Source organism: Spirosoma flavus (assembly GCF_054778555.1).
This window is the reverse complement of sequence record NZ_BAAGZL010000002.1, coordinates 1,208,967-1,229,852: the sequence shown is the minus strand read 5'-3', so window position 1 is coordinate 1,229,852 and position 20,886 is coordinate 1,208,967. Positions and strand designations below refer to the sequence as shown.

Below are 20,886 nucleotides of genomic sequence, written 5' to 3'. Positions count from 1 at the left end.
TTGCGTAGCGATCAACCGAAGATGCTGATTGGTTTGGTCGCTACGCGACGAGAATAGTTATTTAGTTTCTGATCGAGGACTCGCCAAATCGACGCTCCATGTCCATTCTAGCCAACAAAATTTGATTAAAGAAGAGTGACTGTTAAGCCAGTCAGCAAACTCAGCCGCTTGAGAAGTCTTTCAGGACGAGAAGTCGAAGATTCGTAATTTCGCCCCGAATGAAAACGTCGCGAGGTCGATTTATACGTAGCATGGCTTATTTCCTAGTCGGGATGGGGCTATTTGCGTGTCAATCAACGGAGCAACGTAACGCTAAAACATCGGCTAACATAACCCCCGCTTTTTATCATTGGAAAGCGACTTACAATCCTACCTACTCTGAAATTAAGGCCATTAAGCAATTGAACGTCAATAAGCTTTACGTTCATTTCTTCGACGTTGACTGGGACCCGAAAATCCGCCAGCCGGTACCGAAAGCCTTGCTACGTTTCGCCCAAAAACCAGTTGGTAACGTAGTGCCGGTGGTGTTTATCACCAATCGAACGCTGACTCAGCTCACGTCGGGCGCTCTATCCGAACTAGCTACGCACGTAGCGCAAAAGATTCGGCAAATTTCTCAAAAACAGGATATTACGTTCAAAGAAGTGCAGCTCGACTGTGACTGGAGTGTAAGCACCCGCGACCGATATTTCAGACTATTACGTCTGCTTGGCAATCAACTAAACTGTCCCCTGTCGGCCACGATTCGCCTGCACCAGGTAAAATATACCGACCAGACCGGCATTCCACCTGTGTCGCGGGGAATGCTGATGCTTTACAACGTAGCCGACTGGAAAAATCCGTCGACCCGAAATTCCATTTACGACGCCGAGGTGGCCGATCAATACGTATCGTTTGTTGCTACGTATCCGTTGCCGCTCGATGTGGTATTGCCGCTGTTTCGCTGGACAGTTGTATATCGAAATGGACGTTTCCTAACGTTTTTAAACAACATCGATCGAAACCAATTAGCCAACCGACGATTCCTGATAGCTCAGCCCGACAGCAACCGATTTGTAGCCCAAAACGATACGTCGGCGTTTGGGTTTTCGATACGCCGGGGTGACTTATTTCGGGCCGAAGCCGTCTCATCACAGGCGTTGTTGTCGGCCAAGGAACAACTACTCCATAAGTTGGATAATCAATCCGTTACCTTAGCTTTATACCACCTCGATTCGCTTGTTTTAGCTCCTTATTCCCGTGAAATCCTACGCACACTTTTTCGTCCGCTTTCGTAAACCGTTTCTTATAATAGCCGTTGGATTTGGCCTTGCCTGCGGTCCTTCGTTCGATCCGAGCGAGTTCATGAGTTTTTTCATGCCCGAATCGGCTACCATGTCACCCGGCGATAAACGGTATATGTTTTCGCCCCAACTCTACGCCGATACCGAATGGGACGTAGCATCGGAGGAAGATACGATTGTTGTGGACGAAAACGTACGGGCGTGGACGGCATATGCGGGCGGAAACGTATCGGAAACGGTGGTCAGCAAAGCGCTGTACAAAGAAGAACCAGCGGCCGTCAATACGTTGAAATCGAAGCTGTCAGCGCCCGCCTTTACGTACCTGAATTTTGCCTGGTCGACTGACAACGGGCAAAGTAATCCGTGGGATGCAGCCGCTACACCGATCGACAGCGCCCAACTGCCTCGCCAACTCGAAGAGGCCAAAGCAACGTATCAGACGACGAACGACGCTTTTCTGAAAGAACGTTATGCATTTCAGGCGGTGAAACTGGCCAGCGAAATCGGTGATTATAAGCAGGCTTCGCAGCTTTACGACCAGTTGGTGAAACCACTACCAAAAAAGACGTTCATCAGCGATTGGGCGCTCAGTCGGCGGGCGGGTGCCTCGCTGGCGCAGGGCGATACGTCGCGGGCTATTTTCGAGTTTGCGCAGGTGTTTGCCCACTGCCCATCGCGTCGGGAAGCGGCTGAGCTGAGCCTCCGTAAATACGGGATTCACTTTCGGGAAGACGCGCTGCAATACGCTGCCAACGATACGGAACGGGCGGCTGTCTATGCGTTGTGCGCCATTCAGCCGGGGCAGGATGGACTGGATTTGCTGAAATCGCTGGTGCATCTGGCGCCGAAAAATCCGCTGGTTGAGTTGGTAATGGCGCGGGAAATCAACCGTAACGAATATTATTTCTTCGAACCTGCGCAGGAGTTTATTGATTACGGATTGCCGAACCACCCGGATTCGACGGAGTTTGAAGGACGTAAAACGGAAGCCACGCCGTATTTCGAAAAACTGCGAACTTTTGCCCTCGAATCGGCTGAAAATAAGGACTTGGGAGATCCGGCTTACTGGTACACGGCGGGGGCTTATCTGGATTACGCAGTGAAGGATTACAAAGCGGCCCAAACACATCTGGAGCAGGCCGAAAAATCGCCAACGACCAACAAAACCCTGAAAACGCAGATAACCGTACAGCAAATGCTCCTGCTGGCGGCTCAGACTGAAAGCGTTACGCCCGAGATCGAAAACAAACTGATAACGTATCTGGAAGAATTTGACAGCACGGGCAATTTTCGCCTAAACAACGCCTTTGTATCCGTCTGCAAGCGTTTTGCCGACCTTTACCAGAATAAATCCGAAACGAAAAGTGGCTGGTTATCAGGTTGTAGTCGCTCTAAAACAGAATCGGTTGATGCGACCAACCAGGCCAAATCGTATCTGATGACTATACTGACGTCACAGCCCGGTTCAGATTCGTATTTCGCCAGTACCACCGACTCACGCTACATTGATGATACCGTTCGCGTGTCTACGGTTCAAGCCGTTATCGCTTATGCGAATAAAGGTAGCCGTACCGATTTTGATAAGCGGTTGCTGGTGTTGACGGGCTTTACAAACGATAATTTAAACCTACTGTTAGGTCGTCGGCTGATAATGGAACATCGCTACGCTGAAGCGGCAGCCGCATTTGCGAAAGTAGAGGCCAAAGTCTGGAACGATGAGAATTTTACGACGTATTTCCAAGTCAACCCATTTGCCGTGAAAATGCCGAAGTTAAACGCTGCTGACAAATCCATGAATTTTCCGGCTGAAGCGGAAGAAAATTCGTACACACCATTGACGTTTGCCCGTAAAATGGCCGAACTGGAACAGCAGGCTAAAGCGGCAACCGGCGATCAGGCGGCTGATTTATATTATCAGTTGGGTTGTGGCGCCTGGAATTTGAGCTGGTACGGAAACGCCTGGCTCGCTGCCAAATCGTACTGGAGTAGCGCTGAACTTTCCTTTTACGACCTTCCCACTGACCCGACGGCGAAACAGAAGCGATTCGACGTACTGTCGCACACTGATTATTACACCACCGACTATGCCCGCAGTTGCTTCGAAAAATCAGCTAAACTGGCTAAAACACAAGCGCTGTCAGATCGCTCGGCGTACATGGCCGCTCGGTGTGAAGCTAATGCGTTTACTATGCAGGAGTCAATTGAGCAGGTGCGTCATGGCTATGTTTACGAAGAAGATTCGACCTTCGTGAAAAAGATGAAAATGATACGTAAATCGAAGTTTTCCAGCGCCTTTACTGACTACCTCAACAAGCATACAAAATCAGCCTTCCACAAAGAAATGCTTCAGGAATGCCCGTTTTATAAAGATTTCATGGCAGAAGGAGAAGAGTAATTGTGTATGAAGTTTGATGTATGATGCGTTTGTGGTGTCGGATGCTTTCATTTGACACCACAAACGCATCATACATCATCTATCCTACTTTATGTCCGGAAATTTCGATCTGGTTGCGCCGATTTATGATACGTTGGCGATGCTGATTTTTGGTCGCCGTCTTCAACAGGCGCAGGTTGTTTGGCTACATCAGATTCCGGCTGATGCCACCATTTTGATCGTTGGAGGTGGAACGGGCTGGTTACTTCAACAGGTGCTGACACACTGCCGGCCGCGACAGGTTTTATACCTTGAAACATCGCGCCAGATGATTAACCAGGCAGTCCGGCGGATCATAAAGAGCAAGCAAATGGGCTCGATAGAATTCAGAGTCGGTAATGAACTGACGCTGCAACCTGACGAACGTTTCGACGTAGTGATGACCCCATTTGTGCTGGACCTTTTCACCGAAAAAACGTTGCGGTCCCAATTAATTCCTAGACTTCGCAACGTACTAAAACCAATCGGTCAGTGGTACGTAACGGATTTTGTTCAACCCAAAAACGGGTGGCAGAAAGGAATTTTATGGTTAATGATACGTTTCTTTCGATTGACGGCACGTATCGAGATCAAACAGTTAGCCGATTGGCAAACCACTCTGGCAGAAACTGGCCTGAAGCTTCGGGAACGTAGCGCACAGGTCGGTGGAATGGCTACTGCCGAAGTGTGGGAATTGGAACAACGTAACACCTTTACAACAAACTGGTTAACAGTGTAATCAGGTTCCGAAAATCGCTGATGTCATACCACTCGTCACCCCCCAGGTTTAACCATTGACCATCACGTTTTGGCCGTTTGAGTAAAGCATCATCGGGGTCGTAATCGTGTTCGTAGACCTGGCTCATCAGTTGTTGTAGCGTAGTCCAGGGCATCGTTTTCGTTTGTTCCTGACGGTTCAAATGCCTGATAATTCTTACGTTACGTTCGACAAAAGAGGCTGTCAGGTGCAGTTCGGTATCGCTGCGTCGGCTGTTCAGATCGAGGTACGTCAGGTGAAACGGATGTTCACGGCCAATGGCTTCGTAGGCAGCCTGAATCAATTCCTGCACCAGATACTGCCATTTATCGGCATTGGCGGGAGCTCCCTGCTGTTGGCCCTGCTTATCGGCCGTTATCTCCCAGAAATCATCGTCTTCGCCTAGTTCATCTTCGTTCAGCTGACGAAGGCGCGTTTTCGACAATAGCGTGTCAACGCTTTCCAGCCACGTTTTGGGCAATCTCCCCGACCAGCTAAAATCATCGTCGCGTGTGAACCCTTCGGCAATCAGTTCGTCGTCGTCGATGTCCTCACGATCGGGATACGTAATGGCCAGGTCGACCTGAAGTCCGCTGGTACCTTCCGGTGTCAGCGTGAGGGTGTAAAAATAAGCGTAAGGCGCTGGCAATGAGCGCGCCGTCTGATAGCGAATCTGGAGACGTTGGAAAGACATACGTTTGGAAACGGTCAGGTTTATGGCCTGGGAAAAACAGCGGCTTCGGTGGCCTTCCGGTCAATTTTGCCCGTTGCCGTTTCTGCAAAGGTAGTACGTAAGAAGATGGATTCTTTCGGGACCGCGTAAGGGCCAAGTTTCTGGCGAATCGTCTGCGCTACGGTATCCTCCTTAAAAGCCGCCGTTTGGGCAGAATCTGCAACTTCGTAAACCGCCGTAATACGTTGCCCCAGTAAATCATCCGGCCGACCAATGACCAGCACGCGCCAGGATAAACCCGCCTGATGTAGCACGTCGCTGATGACCTGCTCTACCTGTTCGGGCTGTATTTTTACGCCACCACTGTTGATAATCGTATCGGCGCGCCCAAGCAGGCGAAAATGCGTAGCGTCGAGCAGTTCTACTACGTCGTTGGTTTGAATACGTTCGAAATTAGTTGCGGCCGAGCGGATGTGCAGGCAATTTCGCTCATCGGTACCCAATTCTACCCCTTCCAGCGCTGTAAATACGTTTGTAGCTGTTGGTCCATTCAGCCGCCGAAGGGCAATATGCGACACCGTTTCGGTCATGCCATACGTAGCGAAAACGGGTGCCGTAATGACTTGCAGCGCTTGTTCCAGCGCCGGACTGGTAGCCGCACCACCTACCAAAATCGCTTTCATTCCGTTTAGAATAGGCAATTTTTCGGGCGTTTCGTTCAGAACGGTTTGTAGCTGGAGCGGTACCAGAGCTGTAAAATCAAATGATACGTCGGTGGGCGCAAAAGCAAGGAGTGGATTGCTGGATGGCTCGATGATCGTCATGGATAGCCCCAGTTCCAGTCCACGAACGAGCATCATAACGCCTGCTACGTAGCGAATATTCAAACAAACTAATGACGTATCACCAGCTTGTAAACCAAGTGTGCGCCCGGTCAGCAGAGCACTTGCCCGCATCTGAGCCCGTGACAGTTGAATCGGCTTCGGTGTACCGGTAGAACCCGACGTATGCAATGTAAACGACGTCTGACCGCTCAGCCAGGCTTCGCAAAATTTCTGGGCTTCATCTTGGTAGGCGTCATGGGGCATAGGGCGCGGGGCATGGGGCATAGCGTGCGGTACGGGCACATCTTTGCCCCGCACGCTACGACCCAAACGCTTAATTGTGAACGCGTAACGTACCGGCGGTTAAATTTGAATCGATGGTATACAGTGTAAGCGCTTTGGTAGCAGGGCCGGAGATCACTTTTCCGGTTATATCGAAACGAGAAAGATCGAGGGCGCAGTAAAACTCATTAGCCGATGCCCGGTATACCAAAAGGGTGTTATCGTGCGTACATTTCGATGCCGCAGCCACAAATTTTCCGTCGCTCGTTTGAACAATAATGATATTATTGACGACTACGTAGCCGCCCTTTGTTTTTAAGTTCTGATTCGCATTGTCGTCCAGCCGAAGCGTAAAATCAATTTTTGGGGCAGCTTCAGTCGACTCGATCGACGGGTTCTCTTCCCAGGTGCAGGCTGATGCTGAGCCACTTAATAAAAATGCACCAAGGCCCGTGCCGAGGATGCGGAAAAACGTGTGCCGGGGCATCACAGATTTATCGGAGGTGGGAAAACTGGTTTCCATAGTGGTTTTCGCGTATTTTTGTGGCGTTATGCCGAATTTCGGTATAAATATAAATTTTTTGTCATTCAACGACAGCGAACAATAACGTTCGCCGGGCGGTTACCCAATTTACAAAAATGGAAGAAGCGAAAGTATTCATCAATCCGATTTCGCCGGATAAAGTAGCGGATGCGCCAGGATTGCTGGCCTACGCCCACACAGCGGGTGGTGCCGTCATTCGGCCCGAAGACAAAGGCAAAATCACTGGTCGGGCAGTTGCCGCCATGCGCGAGCAGACCGACATGCAGCTTAGCCAGCTTTACAAACAAATGCAGTTGCTGGCTGAACAGGCCACGGCAATTCGGCACCGGGTCGAAATATCGGAGCGAATTTATGCAGCTCAGATGAGCTTTGAACCGGTAGTGGGCAAAACGTATCATTTCTATACCCGCAAAAATGGTCAGGATGTGCTATCGATGGTGGCACCAAACGAATGGGGACGCAAATTCCCATTCGAGCGCTGCCTCGCCACCGTCCGCATGATGGCCGACCATACGTGGGATGTGGAATATCACGAAGTTTCATATAATGAGTAAAAGAATGAAAGAGCGAAAGAGCGTGTTGAAATGGCAGCTTTTTCGCTCTTTCATTCTTCCGCTCTTTCATTCTTTAGAATATGCAAAGCAATTACCCCTGGGAAACAATTAAAGAATATCAGGAGATTCTGTTCAGTTATTACGACGGAATTGCCAAAATCAGCATCAACCGTCCACACAAACGTAACGCCTTTACCCCATTGACCGTCAAGGAAATGTCGGAAGCCATGGAACTGGCTCGTCAGGACGAACGCGTGGGTGTTGTCATTCTGACCGGCGAAGGTGGAGAAGCCTTCTGTTCGGGCGGAGATCAATCGGTGCGGGGACATGGTGGGTACGTAGGCGAAGACAAAGTGCCGCGTCTGAACGTACTGGATTTGCAAATGCAGATTCGGCGGATTCCGAAACCCGTAGTGGCGATGGTAGCTGGCTATGCCATTGGTGGCGGACACGTATTGCACGTAGTATGCGACCTGAGCATAGCTGCCGAAAATGCCCGATTCGGTCAGACGGGCCCCAAAGTTGGTTCGTTCGATGGCGGATTTGGTGCCAGTTATCTGGCCCGTATCGTCGGTCAGAAAAAAGCCCGCGAAATCTGGTACCTCTGCGATCAATACGATGCCCAGGAAGCGCTGGACATGGGTTTAGTCAACAAAGTTGTGCCACTTGAGCAGTTAGAAGAAGTAACGATAAGCTGGTGCCGCAAAATGCTGGAGAAAAGCCCTATCGCGCTACGTATGCTCAAAGCTTCGTTCAACGCCGAACTCGACGGACAGGCCGGCATTCAGCAATTGGCTGGAGATGCTACGTTACTGTACTACCTTTCGGAGGAAGCTAAAGAAGGAAAAGACGCCTTTCTGGAAAAGCGTAAACCGGATTTCAGCAAGTTTCCGAAATTTCCGTAAACGTAGTGATACGTATAATGAATGGAGAACGCCGGTCAGAAATGGTCGGCGTTTTTTGTTGCTAACCAACTGAATTGACGATCACTGTTCCAGTCTTTATCACGCAAAGCGACTATATTTGTGACAATAATTTCGTGGAAAGAGACAATAAATTACCTAAGAAAAGCAAACAGAAACAGTTGTTATGCATATCTGGCAACATCGAACGTACTGGCAAATTGTGGGCTGGCTCATTTGGGTCAGCCTGTTTCTGCAGGGATGTAGTCATGTTGACAAACCCGCCGAGATTGCCAGGTTAGATGCCCAGTTGCCCGAAACCATTGACTACAATCGGCACGTAAAGCCCATTCTGTCCGACAAATGTTTTTTCTGCCACGGGCCCGACAAAGCGGTGCAAAAAGGTGGTTTAGAGTTAGCGACTCCAGAAGGCGCTTATGCTGCGCTGAAAAAATCAAACGGTAAACATGCTATCGTTCCGGGCAATCTGAGTGAAAGTGAAGTGTATTATCGACTGATCGCCACCGATCCTGACGTAATGATGCCCCCGCCTGCGTCGAACCGATTTCTGACGCCATATGAGAAAGCCATGTTGATGAAATGGATTGAACAAGGGGCGGAATATAAACCACATTGGGCGCTTATTAAACCCGAAGCTGCTACGTTGCCGACCATTAAAAACACGAGCTGGCCCAAAAATCCGATCGACTTTTTTATACTGAATTCGCTTGAGAAGGCGGGTTTGAAGCCTGCGCCCGAAGCCGATAAGGAAACCTTGCTACGTCGGGTTACGCTTGATCTGACCGGCCTGCCGCCAACTGTCGAAGAAATCGATGCTTTTCTGGCGGATCGCTCATCAAACGCGTACGAAAAAGTGGTGGATCGGCTGTTGAAATCACCGCATTACGGCGAGAAAATGGCCGTTGATTGGCTCGACGCAGCCCGCTTTGCCGATACGCATGGCTATACCGTTGACCGTTACCGGCCGATGTGGCCCTGGCGTGACTGGGTTATTAAGGCGTTCAACCAGAACATGCCGTTCGACCAGTTTACGACCTGGCAACTGGCGGGCGATCTCCTGCCAAATGCCACCAAAGAGCAGCGACTGGCTACGGCTTTCAACCGCAATCACTCGCAGAACATGGAGGGCGGCATCGTCAATGAAGAATTCCGGGTGGAGTACGTGGCCGACCGGACTAATACACTTGGCACCGCATTTCTGGGCCTGACGGTCGAGTGCGCCCGTTGTCACGATCATAAGTTTGATCCGATTTCCCAGAAAGATTATTACTCCCTGTTCGCTTTTTTCAACAACGTCGACGAAGCGGGGCAGATTTCCTGGGATAACTCCATGCCGGTGCCTACCATGCTGCTGACGGAGAAAAAACAGGACAGTTTGCTGACATTTCTGGATAGCCAGATTAAAGTGAGCGAAACTGCGCTACGTCAGACTGCCGAACGAGAAAAAACGGCTTTCGCCAACTGGGAAACGCCGAGTGGAAAATCAGCAATATTTGATGCGCAGAAAGGTCTACAAGCACATTATACGTTTGATAAACTGGTTGATAATCAATTTGTCAATAACGTTTCGGCCAAAGATAAAGGGGTGGTGGAAGAGCCAAAGCTGGTTTCCGGAAAGCTAGGTAATGCCTTCCAGTCAAACGGCGACGACGTATTGAAATTGGGCAAAGTTGGTATTTTCGACCGGTCGCAGCCGTTTTCGGTGGGCCTATGGGTCAACATCCCGAAAGAGCTGAATAAAGGTGTGATTTTTCACAAAGGGCTGGGCGACATACTCTATAATTTTCGAGGCTATTTCCTGAACCTACGCGACGGGCGGGCTGAATTGCTGATGGCGCACACCTGGCCTTATAACAGCATTATTCGGGTGAGTCAGCAAAAGCTTCCAAAGCAAAAGTGGGTGCATCTGATGATGACCTATGATGGCTCCAGTAAAGCGAATGGGCTGCGTCTCTACGTCGATGGGCGAGAAGCGGGGATGCTCACCGAAAAAGACAACCTCTACAAAGACATTCTGCTCAGTAAGGAAAATCTCATCGGTGGCGAGCAGCCGGGTTTGCAACTAGGAGCTGATATGCGCGGAGCTGGTTTCAAAAATGGGCAAATGGACGAATTGGTCATCTACGCCCGCGAACTGACCGCTCCTGAAATCGCGCAATTGGTACGTAATCAGGGCGGTGTGGATCTGCCGGCGTCTTTTTCTACGCCCGATCTGGCAAAATACTACGTAGTAAATCATTCAAAAGCGTATCAGGAACAGGCTGCTACGTTGCAAGCGCTACGTTCCAAACGGAATCGCTACGTTGAGGATATTCCGGAAATTATGGTGATGGATGAGATGAAATCACCTCGGCCAACGTACCTGCTCAAGCGGGGTGTATATGACGCACATGGTCCCGAGGTCCATCCCAATGTTCCGGCTAGCGTGTTGCCGTTTGAAAATTTTCCGAAAAATCGGTTGGGGCTAGCGCAGTGGCTCTTGCATCCGGATAATCCGCTGACGGCGCGTGTTATTGTGAACCGATACTGGCAAAACTATTTTGGAGCGGGTCTTCAGAAAAACGCGAATAACTTTGGTAATCAGGGCGGAATACCCAACCACCCGGAGTTGCTTGACTGGCTGGCTGTTACGTTCCGAGAGCCTGCCCGCGCTACGTTGTCAGAACAGCCTCGCAGTTGGAATGTGAAAGCACTGCAAAAGCTGATTGTCATGTCGGCAACGTATCGTCAGTCGTCGCAGGTAACGCCCGAAATGCTGCGTAAAGATCCCGATAATACGTTGCTGGCACGTGGGCCGTCGTTCCGGCTTACGGCCGAAATGGTACGTGACAATGCCTTGGCTGCCAGTGGTTTGCTGGTACGTAAAATTGGCGGGCCAAGTGTAAAACCTTATCAGCCAGAAGGTTTGTGGGCCGTAAATAATGCAGTTTATGAACCGGATTCGGGCGCGGGTTTGTACCGGCGAAGTTTATACACGTTCTGGCGACGTACCAATCCGCCACCGTCTATGAACACCTTCGACGGACCGTCCCGAAGTTACTGCGTCGTTCAGCGACAGAAAACCAGCACACCATTACAGGCGTTAATTTTACTCAATGATCCGCAATTTGTGGAAGCCGCTCGTGTGGTGGCCGAACGGGCCGGATCAAAATATCCGCAACCTAAAGCGCAAATTTTGTACAGTTATCGACTTCTGACCGGGCAGCGTCCGGTAGGGCGCGAAATGGACGTATTACTACGTTTGTATCAATCTGAATACGAAAAGTTTAAACGAAATCCGGCGAAAATGGCGGGCTGGCTCAACTCAGGAACGTATCGCGCTGGTCAAAAAAATGACCTGCCTGCACTGACTGCCCGAACAGTGGTAGCCAGTGCCATCATGAATTCCGATGCATTCATTACCCGGCGTTAGAAACCGATTCGAAACAGCATTATGAACCAACAACTGGACCAAATCATAGCCGATACGTTCAATCGACGAGCTTTTCTTCGGAAAAGCTCGCTGGGACTTGGCACTCTAGCGCTCGGTTCACTGTTGCCGGAAACGTTACGTTCGTCCCCGCTAACTGACGATCGTCCGCACCGCGCTCCCAAGGCGAAACGAGTGGTTTACCTGTTTCAGAGTGGAGGACCGTCGCAGTTGGAAATGTTTGATTATAAACCGATGCTGGCTAAAATGCATGGTCAGGATTTACCCGCGTCGGTTCGGAAAGGACAGCGACTGACTAGCATGAGCGCTCAGCAATCGGCCCTGCCGCTGGTACGTTCGCCCTATACGTTTCGCCAGCACGGAAAAAGCGGGGCCTGGGTCAGTGAGTTACTGCCGTATACGAGTCGCATTACCGACGATCTCTGCTTTGTCAAATCCATGTATACGGAGCAGATCAACCACGATCCGGCGCTGACGTTTTTTCAGACAGGCAATCAACTGGCGGGTCGGCCCAGCATTGGTTCGTGGGTGAGCTACGGACTTGGTTCGATCAATCAGAATTTGCCCGCGTTCATTGTGCTGGTGTCGAACAATGCGCCACAGGATCAGCCGTTGTATGCCCGACTGTGGGGCAATGGATTTCTGCCGTCGAAGCATCAGGGTGTGCAATTTCGCTCCGGAAATGATCCGGTTCTTTACCTGAACAACCCCAGTGGTTATGCGGGTAACGACCGTCGGGCCATGCTGGATGCACTGAAACAACTCAACCAGGCTCAGGCCGACCGTTTCGGCGATCCTGAAATTGCCAACCGGATTGCGCAGTACGAAATGGCGTACCGAATGCAGACTTCTGTTCCCGACGTAACGGATTTATCGAAAGAGCCCGACTGGGTGTTTGATCTCTACGGCCCCGATGCCCGGAAACCCGGTACGTATGCCGCTAACTGCCTCATGGCCCGTCGGTTAATTGAGCGCGATGTTCGGTTTGTACAGCTTTACCATCAAGGCTGGGACCAGCACGGAAACCTGCCTAAAGGATTAGCCAAGCAATGTCAGGCCACCGATCAGGCGTCAGCGGCACTGGTGATTGACCTGAAACAGCGGGGATTGCTCGACGATACAATTGTGGTTTGGGGGGGCGAATTTGGCCGGACAAATTATTCGCAGGGAAAACTGACAAAAGACAATTACGGTCGCGACCATCATCCTCGCTGCTTCACGATGTGGATGACCGGCGGTGGCGTAAAATCGGGAATTACATACGGCGAAACGGATGAATTCGGCTACAACATTGCCCATAATCCGGTGCATGTTCATGATTTTCAGGCTACTTTGCTGCATCTGCTCGGCATTGATCACGAAAAACTAACGTACGAATTTCAGGGCCGTCGCTTCCGCCTGACCGACGTAGAAGGCAAATTAGTGAAAGGTATTCTGGCCTGACCAACACTGTTATTACGTTGATAAAGCCAAACGGCTGACTCTCCTAAGAGTCAGCCGTTTGGAAAAAGAAGACCAATTTTACTTTTTGGCTGAAGCAATCAGGTCATTTGCCATTTTAACGTAGTCCGCATTTTTGGCTGCGGTTGCTAATTCTACCGTCTTCTCGGCGCTGGCAATGGCACTGGCTTTTTCTTTTAATTTCAGTTCAATCCGGGCTTTTAACAGCATGATCCAGAAAGCTTTAGGATTTTGCTCCGTAGCTTTGGTTGCCCAGCCAAGCGCTTGTTTTAAATCCCGATTGGTATCGTAATAATAGCTGGCTGCTTCGAAATAGGCCGGCTTATCAGAGGCCATTGAAGCCTCAATATTCTTCATAATCGATTGGTCGACATCGGCCGTGATGGCAACGGGAACGCGGGTTTTATCCCACATAATTTCCAGCGTGGCCGAGTTTGGCAGAATATCGGCGATGTTGATCGTAAACGTTTCTACTTTTCTGTCCAGCATAGTTGGTTTCACCTGAACTCGTACAACTTCGTTCTCCTTTTTATAGTCGCCAACGTTCGCGCCTAAAGCCAGATCTTTAGAAAGCATTACTTCCCAACTGTTTTTGCCCGGAATGGTAAACAGACCGTAAGTGCCTGCTTTCACTTCTTTGCCTTCGAGTTTAACATCCGATGAAAAAGTAATCTTGGACGTAGCATTAGCCCCCGTCCGCCATACTTTGTCATATGGAACCAGGTCACCGAAAATGGTCCGACCTTTAATCGCCGGTCTGGAGTATTCAAGCGTAATTTCACCCAGGGCAAAACTTTGTTTAGTGGTCTGGGAGGGGCTGGCTGCCGGAATTTTCAACTGAGCCTGAGCCATTGAAAGCGAAGAAAGGGTAATTAAGCTAGCTACGGCAAGGCGCGAAAACGTAAAACGCATCATGATAAATAATGAAGTAAATAGTTAAGCTTGTTTTCAATTCTCAAAGGTATAGCTATTATTCCTCGTGCGATACTTTCGGGGGGAAGTTATTAATAGTCTATCGACTATTACTCATTGAACGTAGTTACTAAAAAGGCTGCTCAGGGAAATGAAATGCTACATATACCCACAAAATCCAGGAGCAGTTAATCGAGGCTGGTGGAACGTAGCGGTTCGGTATGCGCTACCAAATCGGGCCAGAAACGGTTAAACTGGCTGCCAATCAGGTCGTAATACGTAGTGAAATCTTCGATGGCTGTATCCAGGCCAGATGGATATGCCGTTCGGCGGGAAAGTCCTTTGAGTGAGCGGTCGATGCCTTCGGGAAACTGGTAGTTGGTGAGCCAGTCCTGACGTATCATGTAATCGGTCATCCGAACGGCTGCTGCGGGCAAGCGGGCCTGATTGTTCTGTAATGTCTGATAAAACGACTGGACAAACGTAGTGAGTTGCTGACCAGTCAGCGTTTCGAAATGTCGGGCCAGGAAATGATCGAAAAAAACGTCGACGGCCGCTCCAGCATACTTGTGGCAGCGAGGATGAAGTAAATTTCGTACTACGTCAACGGCCGGATGACTGTCGGTAAACGAATCAATGGCACGGTGCAGCCGTACGCCCAAAATTTCGCCGGAATTGAGCTGATGACGAGGATGAGCTGGATCTCCCTTTATGAAATCGCCGATAAAATTTCCGATAATCAGACCCGTATTTTGCCCCGATAAGTAACTATGTGCCAGTATGTTCATGGTGTTGGATAGGCACGTAGCGTTCGACCGTAACGCCAAACCGACGTAAAAAATCAACGCCTTCGTCGGATGCGATGCCTTTATATTCGGCGTAGGAATTCAGGTAAACTACGCGGGCGATCTTCATGCTGTAGATAATGCGGGCGCAGGCAATGCAGGGCGAAAGCGTTACGTAGATCGTCGCACCTTCCACTTCCGAACCATTTTTGGCAGCATACAAAATGGCGTTCTGTTCGGCATGTAGGGCCAGCGAGCAGGAACCTTTGGAATCGCGTGGACAGCCCACTTCGGGAAACTCCTCGTCGCAGTTGTGCGTACCAGCCGGTGGGCCGTTATAACCGATTGAAATAATTCGGGTATCGCGGGCAAGCACCGCACCTACCTGCGCTTTGATGCAGTGCGATCGGCGGGCCAGATTAATGGCCAGCTCCATAAAAATGTCATCGAAACGGGGCTTGGATGTCGGTGTTAGGAGCATATTGCCGTAAAAGTAGTCGTAAAGAGTGAAAGAGCGAAAGAATAAAAGAGTGCCTCGTTCTATACGCTCTTTCGCTCTTTCACTCTTTAAAGCTTGTTACTGTGCTTTCCAGGTCATGATAAGCCGGAAATCATCGGTGCTTCCCTCTGCGCTCACTTTTGCTTTTAAGCCACTGGCCGATTCTTCCAGAATTTCCCACTCCGATACGCTCTGTTTAGAATCAACTGTCGTGATCAGACGTAGCACATGCGAATTGGCATTGTACGTCCATGTACCAGGTTTACTATCGGTAGCCTGTTCGGAACCGTCGTTGCAGTTGGTTGCTCCGCTGGTGCCCGACAACCGACCACTTTTCTCGAAACGGATGGTGTTGTCCAGATCGCAGGGACGCAGGTAGGGGAGCAGGTCTTTGTCCAGTTTGCCGTCGCCATCAATATCGATAAGTGGGTCAGACGTAACCGCCGTGATACGTAGGTTTTTATCGACGAAAGCCGGTGCGCTGCCGCCATTGTTTGGGTTAATAGGTTCTGTTTCTTTTTTACAGGCGGTCATTGTCAATACAAGACCGAGCAGGCAAAGGCCCAATAAGCGAGTGGTGAAAGAATACGTGTTCATTTTGTAGTTGTTGTTTTGAAAAAAGAGGATGGTTCAGGCAGTGCTTCAGTGCGTTGCCGGTTCAAAATTGGCAGGTTGAGCTGCGTTCAGAAAGTTGCAGGCAGACGAACCGTCAGATGTTGTGTGCGAAGTGTAAAAAATGAACCATCAAGTGTATCCATCTCCGTTCAGATCAGAAAAATGCCTGATTCTGGCTTCGTTAGGGCCTTTTTCAGGTAAAAGCGTCGGTTTATACAATACTTCGGTCAGTTCAGCCAGCAGAACTGCCGCTTCGTCGTACCTGTGATTGGTTGACTGTACCGGGAAGCCCCACCTTTGCCGTGACCTTGCTCGAACAACCAAACAACAACGTACGATGACAACTCCCAAAATCCTCTTTGCTACCATGCCCATGGACGGGCACTTTAACCCGCTTACTGGCCTGGCCGTTCATCTCAAACAACAGGGCTACGATGTCCGCTGGTATACGGGCGGTGCCTATGCCGACCGGGCCGAACGCTTGGGCATACCAGTCTATCCGTTCCAAAAAGCCCGGGTTATTAACCAGGATAACCTCGACGAATTATTTCCGGAGCGCACGCAGATCAAAGGAGCTATAAACCGCATCCGATTCGATATCAATAACGTATTCGTTCGTCCTATTCAGGATTATATGGTCGATTTGCAGCAAATTCATCAGGTTTTCCCCTTCGATCTGGTGGTGTGTGACATTGGTTTTTCGGCTATGGCGGTTATGCAGCACGTTTTCGACGTCCCGGTTGTGGTTATGGGTATTGTGCCTTTGCCGCAGAGTTCGCGCGATTTACCACCCAATGGAATCGGTATGACACCGGCCAGGTCGTGGCTGGGGCGGCACGTGCAGAGTTTGCTACGTATGGTAGTTGGCCGGATGATGCGTCAATGCACCGATGTGTATAATGAAGTGATACGTCCTTTTGGTCTGCTGCCCGAAAAAGAATTGCTTTTTGATATTGCAGTTACGAAAGCCGACCGGTATCTTCAGAGCGGTACGCCCGGTTTCGAGTACAAACGTTCTGATATGAGCGATAAGGTTCATTTCGTTGGCCCCTTGTTGCCACACAAAACGGGTAATAAATATCCATTTCGGCATGCGCAACGCGCCTGTACGTACCGAAGAGTGGTGCTGGTAACGCAGGGAACCATCGAACGCGATCCCGGCAAAATCATTATTCCGACCATTGAAGCCTTTAAAAACGATACCGATACGTTGGTGATTGCGACCACGGGCGGTTCTAAAACGGCCGAGCTACGTAGTCAGTATCCTCAATCCAATATTATTATTGAAGACTTCATCGATTTCAATGCTGTGATGCCTTACGCAAGTGTTTTTGTCACGAACGGTGGCTACGGCGGAGTTTTGCTAAGTGTTAAAAACGGTTTACCGATGGTTGTGGCGGGTGTCTATGAAGGCAAGAATGAAATTGCTGCCCGTTTAAGTCACTTTGGACTGGCCGTTCGTCTGCATACAGAAACGCCCAAAGCAGCCAGAATTCGACGTAGCGTCGAACAAGTATTGGGCAGTTCGCAGTACCGCACTAACGTAACGGCCCTTGCCGCTGAGTTTAGCCAGTATGATACGTTGACCCTCTGCGAAAATCACCTGATGGACGTACTGAACAATCATAAATCAAAACGTATCATGGCGTAAAAGATAGTCCAAACGATGGGCCATGTTTTAGCTCTCCGATGTTAAGATAGCTAAGTGAACGTATTGCCGACGCGTGGAGGTCAAAGCCCCACGCGTCGGCAATACGTTATGAATCAAATGGTAGTTTTGACAATCATTCATAGTTCAGTCCCAACAGTAAATTGCTTACAGTCAGTGTTTTGGGTCGTTCATGATTTGGGTAACACCTTCCTGATACGTCGTGTAAGCAAAATCAGGAAATCGTTTCTTGAATTTGTCTGAAATAAAGATATTATCATGCCGGTAACGGGGCAGTAATTCCTGAATTTCCTTCATTTGTCGGTTGAATAAGCCCCCAACGCTGAACATCCACGCTTTTAAAATTGTGTACTTAAATTCCCTTTGATAAATAGTGGAAGCCAGATCAATCAACCCTTTGTACGTCAGCCTGTTGTCGTCGCAGGGCAGATGCCAGGTTTGGTTGTAGGCATCAGACGTATTGCCGATCAACGCCATCGCCCGGCTGGCGTCTGGTGTCCAGATAAGGGTTCGTAACGTATTGTCTTTCAGCGGAACTTGTAATGTCTTGTTTTGCTGGATGTTGTCGAAAATGAACGTGTTGGTCAGGCTTTGGGTCTTAGCTGGTCCATAAAACTCAGGCGCCCGGCAAATAACCGCTTCTATAGTATTGTTGGTCATCTCATTCAAGAGCATGGTCGCAATCGTTGCTCTCACCACCGATTTCGGGCCGATGGGCGCAAACCGACTTTCTTCCGTCTGAGGTTCGCTGGTTTTGGCATACATGTACGTATTGTCGAAAAATACCAGCTTACACTGATGCTTTTTGCAGGCAGCAATTACGTTTTGCATCATAACCGGAAACTGTTCCTGCCACAGACTGGTATTCATCGGCAAACCAACCGTCAGATAAGCGATCTGGCTGCCTTCTACGGCTTCATCGGTCGCTTGTGCATCCAGCAGATTAGCTGGGAATAGCTCATCAGTAGGGTTGATTGCTTTAGGGTTTCGGCTGACCAACCGAATATTGGTAGTGTAGTTTTGATGGAGTTCTCTAGCTAACACTTCGGCAATTTGTCCATTGGCTCCCAGGATGGTCTGCATATCTTTTTGTATTGATTAACAAGGTTACTAAACAACGCTGGCCAATGTTTTGGCTTTCGATTTTCGTGAAAGTCACGAGTTTATTTCTGCTCAGAAAAGTATGACATGATTCGAAGCTTCAGGTAGAACGTAATGAATTTTTTTGTACCTTTGCGGCCACGTTTTACAAGGGGGATGCGTCCTCCATCAAAACCAAACAAGCACAAATGGCTGTTAAAATTCGTTTAGCGCGTCGTGGACGCAAGAAAATGGCGATGTACGACATCGTAGTGGCTGAATCCGTTGCTCCACGTGATGGCCGGTTTATCGAAAAAATCGGTTCGTACAACCCCAACACCGACCCTTCGACGGTTGTATTAAAGTCGGAACGGGCTCTGTACTGGCTTATGGTAGGTGCTCAGCCAACTGACACTGCTCGCTCGGTACTGTCGCACGAAGGTGTAATGTACAAGAAGCACCTGCAGGTAGGTGTAAACAAAGGAGCTATCTCTCAAGAACAGGCCGACGAAAAATTCGAAACCTGGAAAGGAGATAAAGAAAATCGTAAAGCTGGCGCTGCCGATACCAAAGCACAAACCAAAGAGCAGGCTCGTGCCGCTCGTCTGGAAGCTGAGAAAAAGGTGAACGACGCTCGTGCCGAAGCAATTGCCAAGAAAAACAAAGTGGAAGAGCCTGTAGCGGAAGCGGCTCCAGCTGCTGAAGAAGCGCCTGCCACCGAAGAAACTCCAGCCGCAACTGAAGCTGCTGCTCCTGCTGAAGAAACACCAGCTGCCGAATAGTTTTCTGACGTACCGGCGACCCGGCAAAAAAACAACGAGCCCGTTCGCATCTGAACGGGCTTATTTTATTTACGGGTTATGTTCGATACGTAGCAACCCGTGTTCGAAAATATGACAAAAGACGATTGTTACCAATTGGGTCACATCACCAAAACGCACGGCGTTAACGGTGAACTGGTGCTTTTTCTGGACGTAGATCAACCCGACGAGTATGCCGATCTGGAATCGGTACTGCTGGAAGTAAAAGGTGAACTGATTCCGTATTTCATTGAGTCGATTGCTATCGTGAAAGGCAGCCGCGCCATCGTGGCTTTCGAAGACGTGGAGACAATTGAACAGGCCGAGCGATTGATTGGCTGCGGTGCTTTTCTTCCGTTAGACGAACTGGAGCCTATTACCGACGAAAGCCGGTTTTATTTCCACGAAATTGTTGGCTACCACGTAGTAGATGCCAATTCGGGCGAACTGGGTATTGTTCGAGGTGTATACGCCATGAATGCGCAGGATTTAATTGCGATGGATTATCAGGGCAAAGAAGTCCTGATTCCGATCAACAGCGACATCGTGCGGACCATCGACCGCGCCAACCAGAAGCTGAACGTAGTACTACCCGAGGGGCTGCTGGAAATCTACATGGAAGATTCGGGTAAAGATAAACCCGAGACGCACGGCGACGAAGCTGACGATACGGATGAGGATTGATATAATCACCTGTCTGCCCAAATTGCTGGACAGTTTTTTCGCGCATTCGATTCTGCAACGAGCACAACAGGGCGGATACGTAACGGTAGCCGTACACGACCTGCGCGATTATACGCTCGATAAGCATCGGCGCGTGGACGATTACGCCTTTGGTGGGGGCGCGGGTATGGTGATGCAGATTGAACCGATTGCCCGTTGCATCCGGTCGTTGCAGGCCGAACGTAGCTACGACGAAATCATCTACATGACGCCCGACGGCGAGCGGCTGAATCAGAAAACGGCAAACAAGCTATCACTACGTCAGAATTTGATTATCCTTTGCGGCCATTATAAGGGTGTCGACGAACGCGCGCGTGAGTTGTTCATTACCAAAGAAATCAGCATTGGCGACTACGTATTGAGCGGTGGTGAACTCGCGGCCTGTGTGTTGTCAGATTCCATAATTCGTCTGCTGCCCGGCGTCCTGAACGACGAAACCTCGGCCCTGACCGACTCGTTTCAGGATAACCTGCTGGCTCCGCCCGTCTACACGCGCCCGGCCGAGTTTGAAGGCCATCGTGTACCGGATATTCTTCTCTCTGGCCACGAAGCGAAAATTGACGAGTGGCGTCATAATCAGGCGCTGGCTCGCACGCAGGCCCGCCGACCGGATTTGCTGGAATAATCTGTCGATGCAAACTAAACTGAATGGCCTATTT

At 49.8% G+C, this 20,886-nt stretch carries 19 protein-coding genes; 11 read left to right on the top strand and 8 right to left on the bottom strand.

Going from position 1 to position 20,886, the window contains the following annotated elements; genetic code table 11:
• Window positions 1-218: 218 nt before the first annotated feature.
• The 3 genes from ACYVF1_RS13960 (at window position 219) to ACYVF1_RS13950 (ending at window position 4,435) form a co-directional block, all read left to right on the top strand.
• Window positions 219-1,277 carry a hypothetical protein gene (locus tag ACYVF1_RS13960; RefSeq protein WP_461079700.1) on the top strand — a complete coding sequence of 353 codons (1,059 nt, stop codon included), beginning with the start codon at window positions 219-221 and terminating at the stop codon, window positions 1,275-1,277.
• Window positions 1,240-3,678: a tetratricopeptide repeat protein gene (locus ACYVF1_RS13955; RefSeq protein WP_461079698.1), complete on the top strand. Its 2,439-nt coding sequence runs from the start codon at window positions 1,240-1,242 to the stop codon at window positions 3,676-3,678. Before ACYVF1_RS13960 ends, ACYVF1_RS13955 begins: the two co-directional genes overlap by 38 nt.
• A 91-nt stretch (window positions 3,679-3,769) precedes the next feature.
• The gene (locus tag ACYVF1_RS13950) at window positions 3,770-4,435 is read left to right on the top strand and encodes a class I SAM-dependent methyltransferase (RefSeq protein ID WP_461079696.1); all 666 of its coding nucleotides are present in this window, start codon (window positions 3,770-3,772) and stop codon (window positions 4,433-4,435) included.
• On the opposite strand, the gene ACYVF1_RS13945 is transcribed toward ACYVF1_RS13950, so the two are convergent.
• The 3 genes from ACYVF1_RS13945 to ACYVF1_RS13935 are packed head-to-tail and all read right to left on the bottom strand — an operon-like array spanning window position 4,410 to window position 6,755.
• Window positions 4,410-5,147, bottom strand: coding sequence for a hypothetical protein (locus tag ACYVF1_RS13945; protein WP_461079694.1), 738 nt, complete (start codon window positions 5,145-5,147; stop codon window positions 4,410-4,412). The genes ACYVF1_RS13950 and ACYVF1_RS13945 overlap by 26 nt on opposite strands.
• 20 nt (window positions 5,148-5,167) lie before the next feature.
• Window positions 5,168-6,280, bottom strand: coding sequence for an AMP-binding protein (locus ACYVF1_RS13940; RefSeq protein WP_461079692.1), 1,113 nt, complete (start codon window positions 6,278-6,280; stop codon window positions 5,168-5,170).
• 4 nt (window positions 6,281-6,284) lie between these two features.
• Window positions 6,285-6,755 carry a QcrA and Rieske domain-containing protein gene (locus ACYVF1_RS13935; protein ID WP_461079690.1) on the bottom strand — a complete coding sequence of 157 codons (471 nt, stop codon included), beginning with the start codon at window positions 6,753-6,755 and terminating at the stop codon, window positions 6,285-6,287.
• Between the two features lie 116 nt (window positions 6,756-6,871).
• On the opposite strand from ACYVF1_RS13935, the gene ACYVF1_RS13930 reads away from it, so the two are divergent.
• The 4 genes from ACYVF1_RS13930 (at window position 6,872) to ACYVF1_RS13915 (ending at window position 13,126) form a co-directional block, all read left to right on the top strand.
• Complete coding sequence (locus ACYVF1_RS13930; protein ID WP_190887833.1) at window positions 6,872-7,330, top strand: DUF2452 domain-containing protein; 459 nt, start codon at window positions 6,872-6,874, stop codon at window positions 7,328-7,330.
• Between the two features lie 80 nt (window positions 7,331-7,410).
• Window positions 7,411-8,235 carry a 1,4-dihydroxy-2-naphthoyl-CoA synthase gene (gene menB, locus ACYVF1_RS13925; RefSeq protein ID WP_461079687.1) on the top strand — a complete coding sequence of 275 codons (825 nt, stop codon included), beginning with the start codon at window positions 7,411-7,413 and terminating at the stop codon, window positions 8,233-8,235.
• A 184-nt stretch (window positions 8,236-8,419) separates the two neighbouring features.
• Window positions 8,420-11,665: a DUF1553 domain-containing protein gene (locus tag ACYVF1_RS13920; RefSeq protein ID WP_461079685.1), complete on the top strand. Its 3,246-nt coding sequence runs from the start codon at window positions 8,420-8,422 to the stop codon at window positions 11,663-11,665.
• 21 nt (window positions 11,666-11,686) lie between these two features.
• Complete coding sequence (locus ACYVF1_RS13915; RefSeq protein ID WP_461079683.1) at window positions 11,687-13,126, top strand: DUF1501 domain-containing protein; 1,440 nt, start codon at window positions 11,687-11,689, stop codon at window positions 13,124-13,126.
• Window positions 13,127-13,204: 78 nt separating this feature from the next.
• Here the strand turns inward: ACYVF1_RS13915 and ACYVF1_RS13910 are convergent, their stop codons facing one another.
• The 4 genes from ACYVF1_RS13910 to ACYVF1_RS13895 all read right to left on the bottom strand — a co-directional run bounded on the left by ACYVF1_RS13910 (window position 13,205) and on the right by ACYVF1_RS13895 (window position 15,937).
• Complete coding sequence (locus ACYVF1_RS13910) at window positions 13,205-14,059, bottom strand: DUF2911 domain-containing protein (protein WP_461079681.1); 855 nt, start codon at window positions 14,057-14,059, stop codon at window positions 13,205-13,207.
• A 185-nt stretch (window positions 14,060-14,244) separates the two neighbouring features.
• Entirely contained in the window at window positions 14,245-14,844 is a 600-nt protein-coding gene (locus tag ACYVF1_RS13905) for an acyl carrier protein phosphodiesterase (protein WP_461079679.1), read from the bottom strand.
• Complete coding sequence (locus ACYVF1_RS13900) at window positions 14,825-15,322, bottom strand: deoxycytidylate deaminase (RefSeq protein WP_461079677.1); 498 nt, start codon at window positions 15,320-15,322, stop codon at window positions 14,825-14,827. The genes ACYVF1_RS13905 and ACYVF1_RS13900 overlap by 20 nt, the downstream gene beginning before the upstream one ends.
• A gap of 96 nt (window positions 15,323-15,418) precedes the next feature.
• Window positions 15,419-15,937: a hypothetical protein gene (locus ACYVF1_RS13895; protein WP_461079675.1), complete on the bottom strand. Its 519-nt coding sequence runs from the start codon at window positions 15,935-15,937 to the stop codon at window positions 15,419-15,421.
• Window positions 15,938-16,292: 355 nt separating this feature from the next.
• Between ACYVF1_RS13895 and ACYVF1_RS13890 the strand changes: the two genes are divergently transcribed.
• Window positions 16,293-17,606: a glycosyltransferase gene (locus ACYVF1_RS13890; RefSeq protein ID WP_461079673.1), complete on the top strand. Its 1,314-nt coding sequence runs from the start codon at window positions 16,293-16,295 to the stop codon at window positions 17,604-17,606.
• A gap of 171 nt (window positions 17,607-17,777) precedes the next feature.
• Here ACYVF1_RS13890 and ACYVF1_RS13885 read toward each other — a convergent pair whose 3' ends face one another.
• Complete coding sequence (locus tag ACYVF1_RS13885) at window positions 17,778-18,707, bottom strand: NAD-dependent epimerase/dehydratase family protein (protein ID WP_461079671.1); 930 nt, start codon at window positions 18,705-18,707, stop codon at window positions 17,778-17,780.
• Window positions 18,708-18,913: 206 nt separating this feature from the next.
• Here ACYVF1_RS13885 and ACYVF1_RS13880 point away from each other — a divergent pair, with 206 nt between their 5' ends.
• The 3 genes from ACYVF1_RS13880 to trmD all read left to right on the top strand — a co-directional run bounded on the left by ACYVF1_RS13880 (window position 18,914) and on the right by trmD (window position 20,852).
• On the top strand, window positions 18,914-19,486 hold the full coding sequence (locus tag ACYVF1_RS13880; protein ID WP_461079669.1) for a 30S ribosomal protein S16: 573 nt from the start codon (window positions 18,914-18,916) through the stop codon (window positions 19,484-19,486).
• Window positions 19,487-19,597: 111 nt separating this feature from the next.
• Window positions 19,598-20,188: a ribosome maturation factor RimM gene (rimM, locus tag ACYVF1_RS13875; RefSeq protein ID WP_461079667.1), complete on the top strand. Its 591-nt coding sequence runs from the start codon at window positions 19,598-19,600 to the stop codon at window positions 20,186-20,188.
• Window positions 20,178-20,852: a tRNA (guanosine(37)-N1)-methyltransferase TrmD gene (trmD, locus tag ACYVF1_RS13870; protein WP_461079665.1), complete on the top strand. Its 675-nt coding sequence runs from the start codon at window positions 20,178-20,180 to the stop codon at window positions 20,850-20,852. The genes rimM and trmD overlap by 11 nt, the downstream gene beginning before the upstream one ends.
• The last annotated feature ends 34 nt before the right edge of the window (window positions 20,853-20,886 follow it).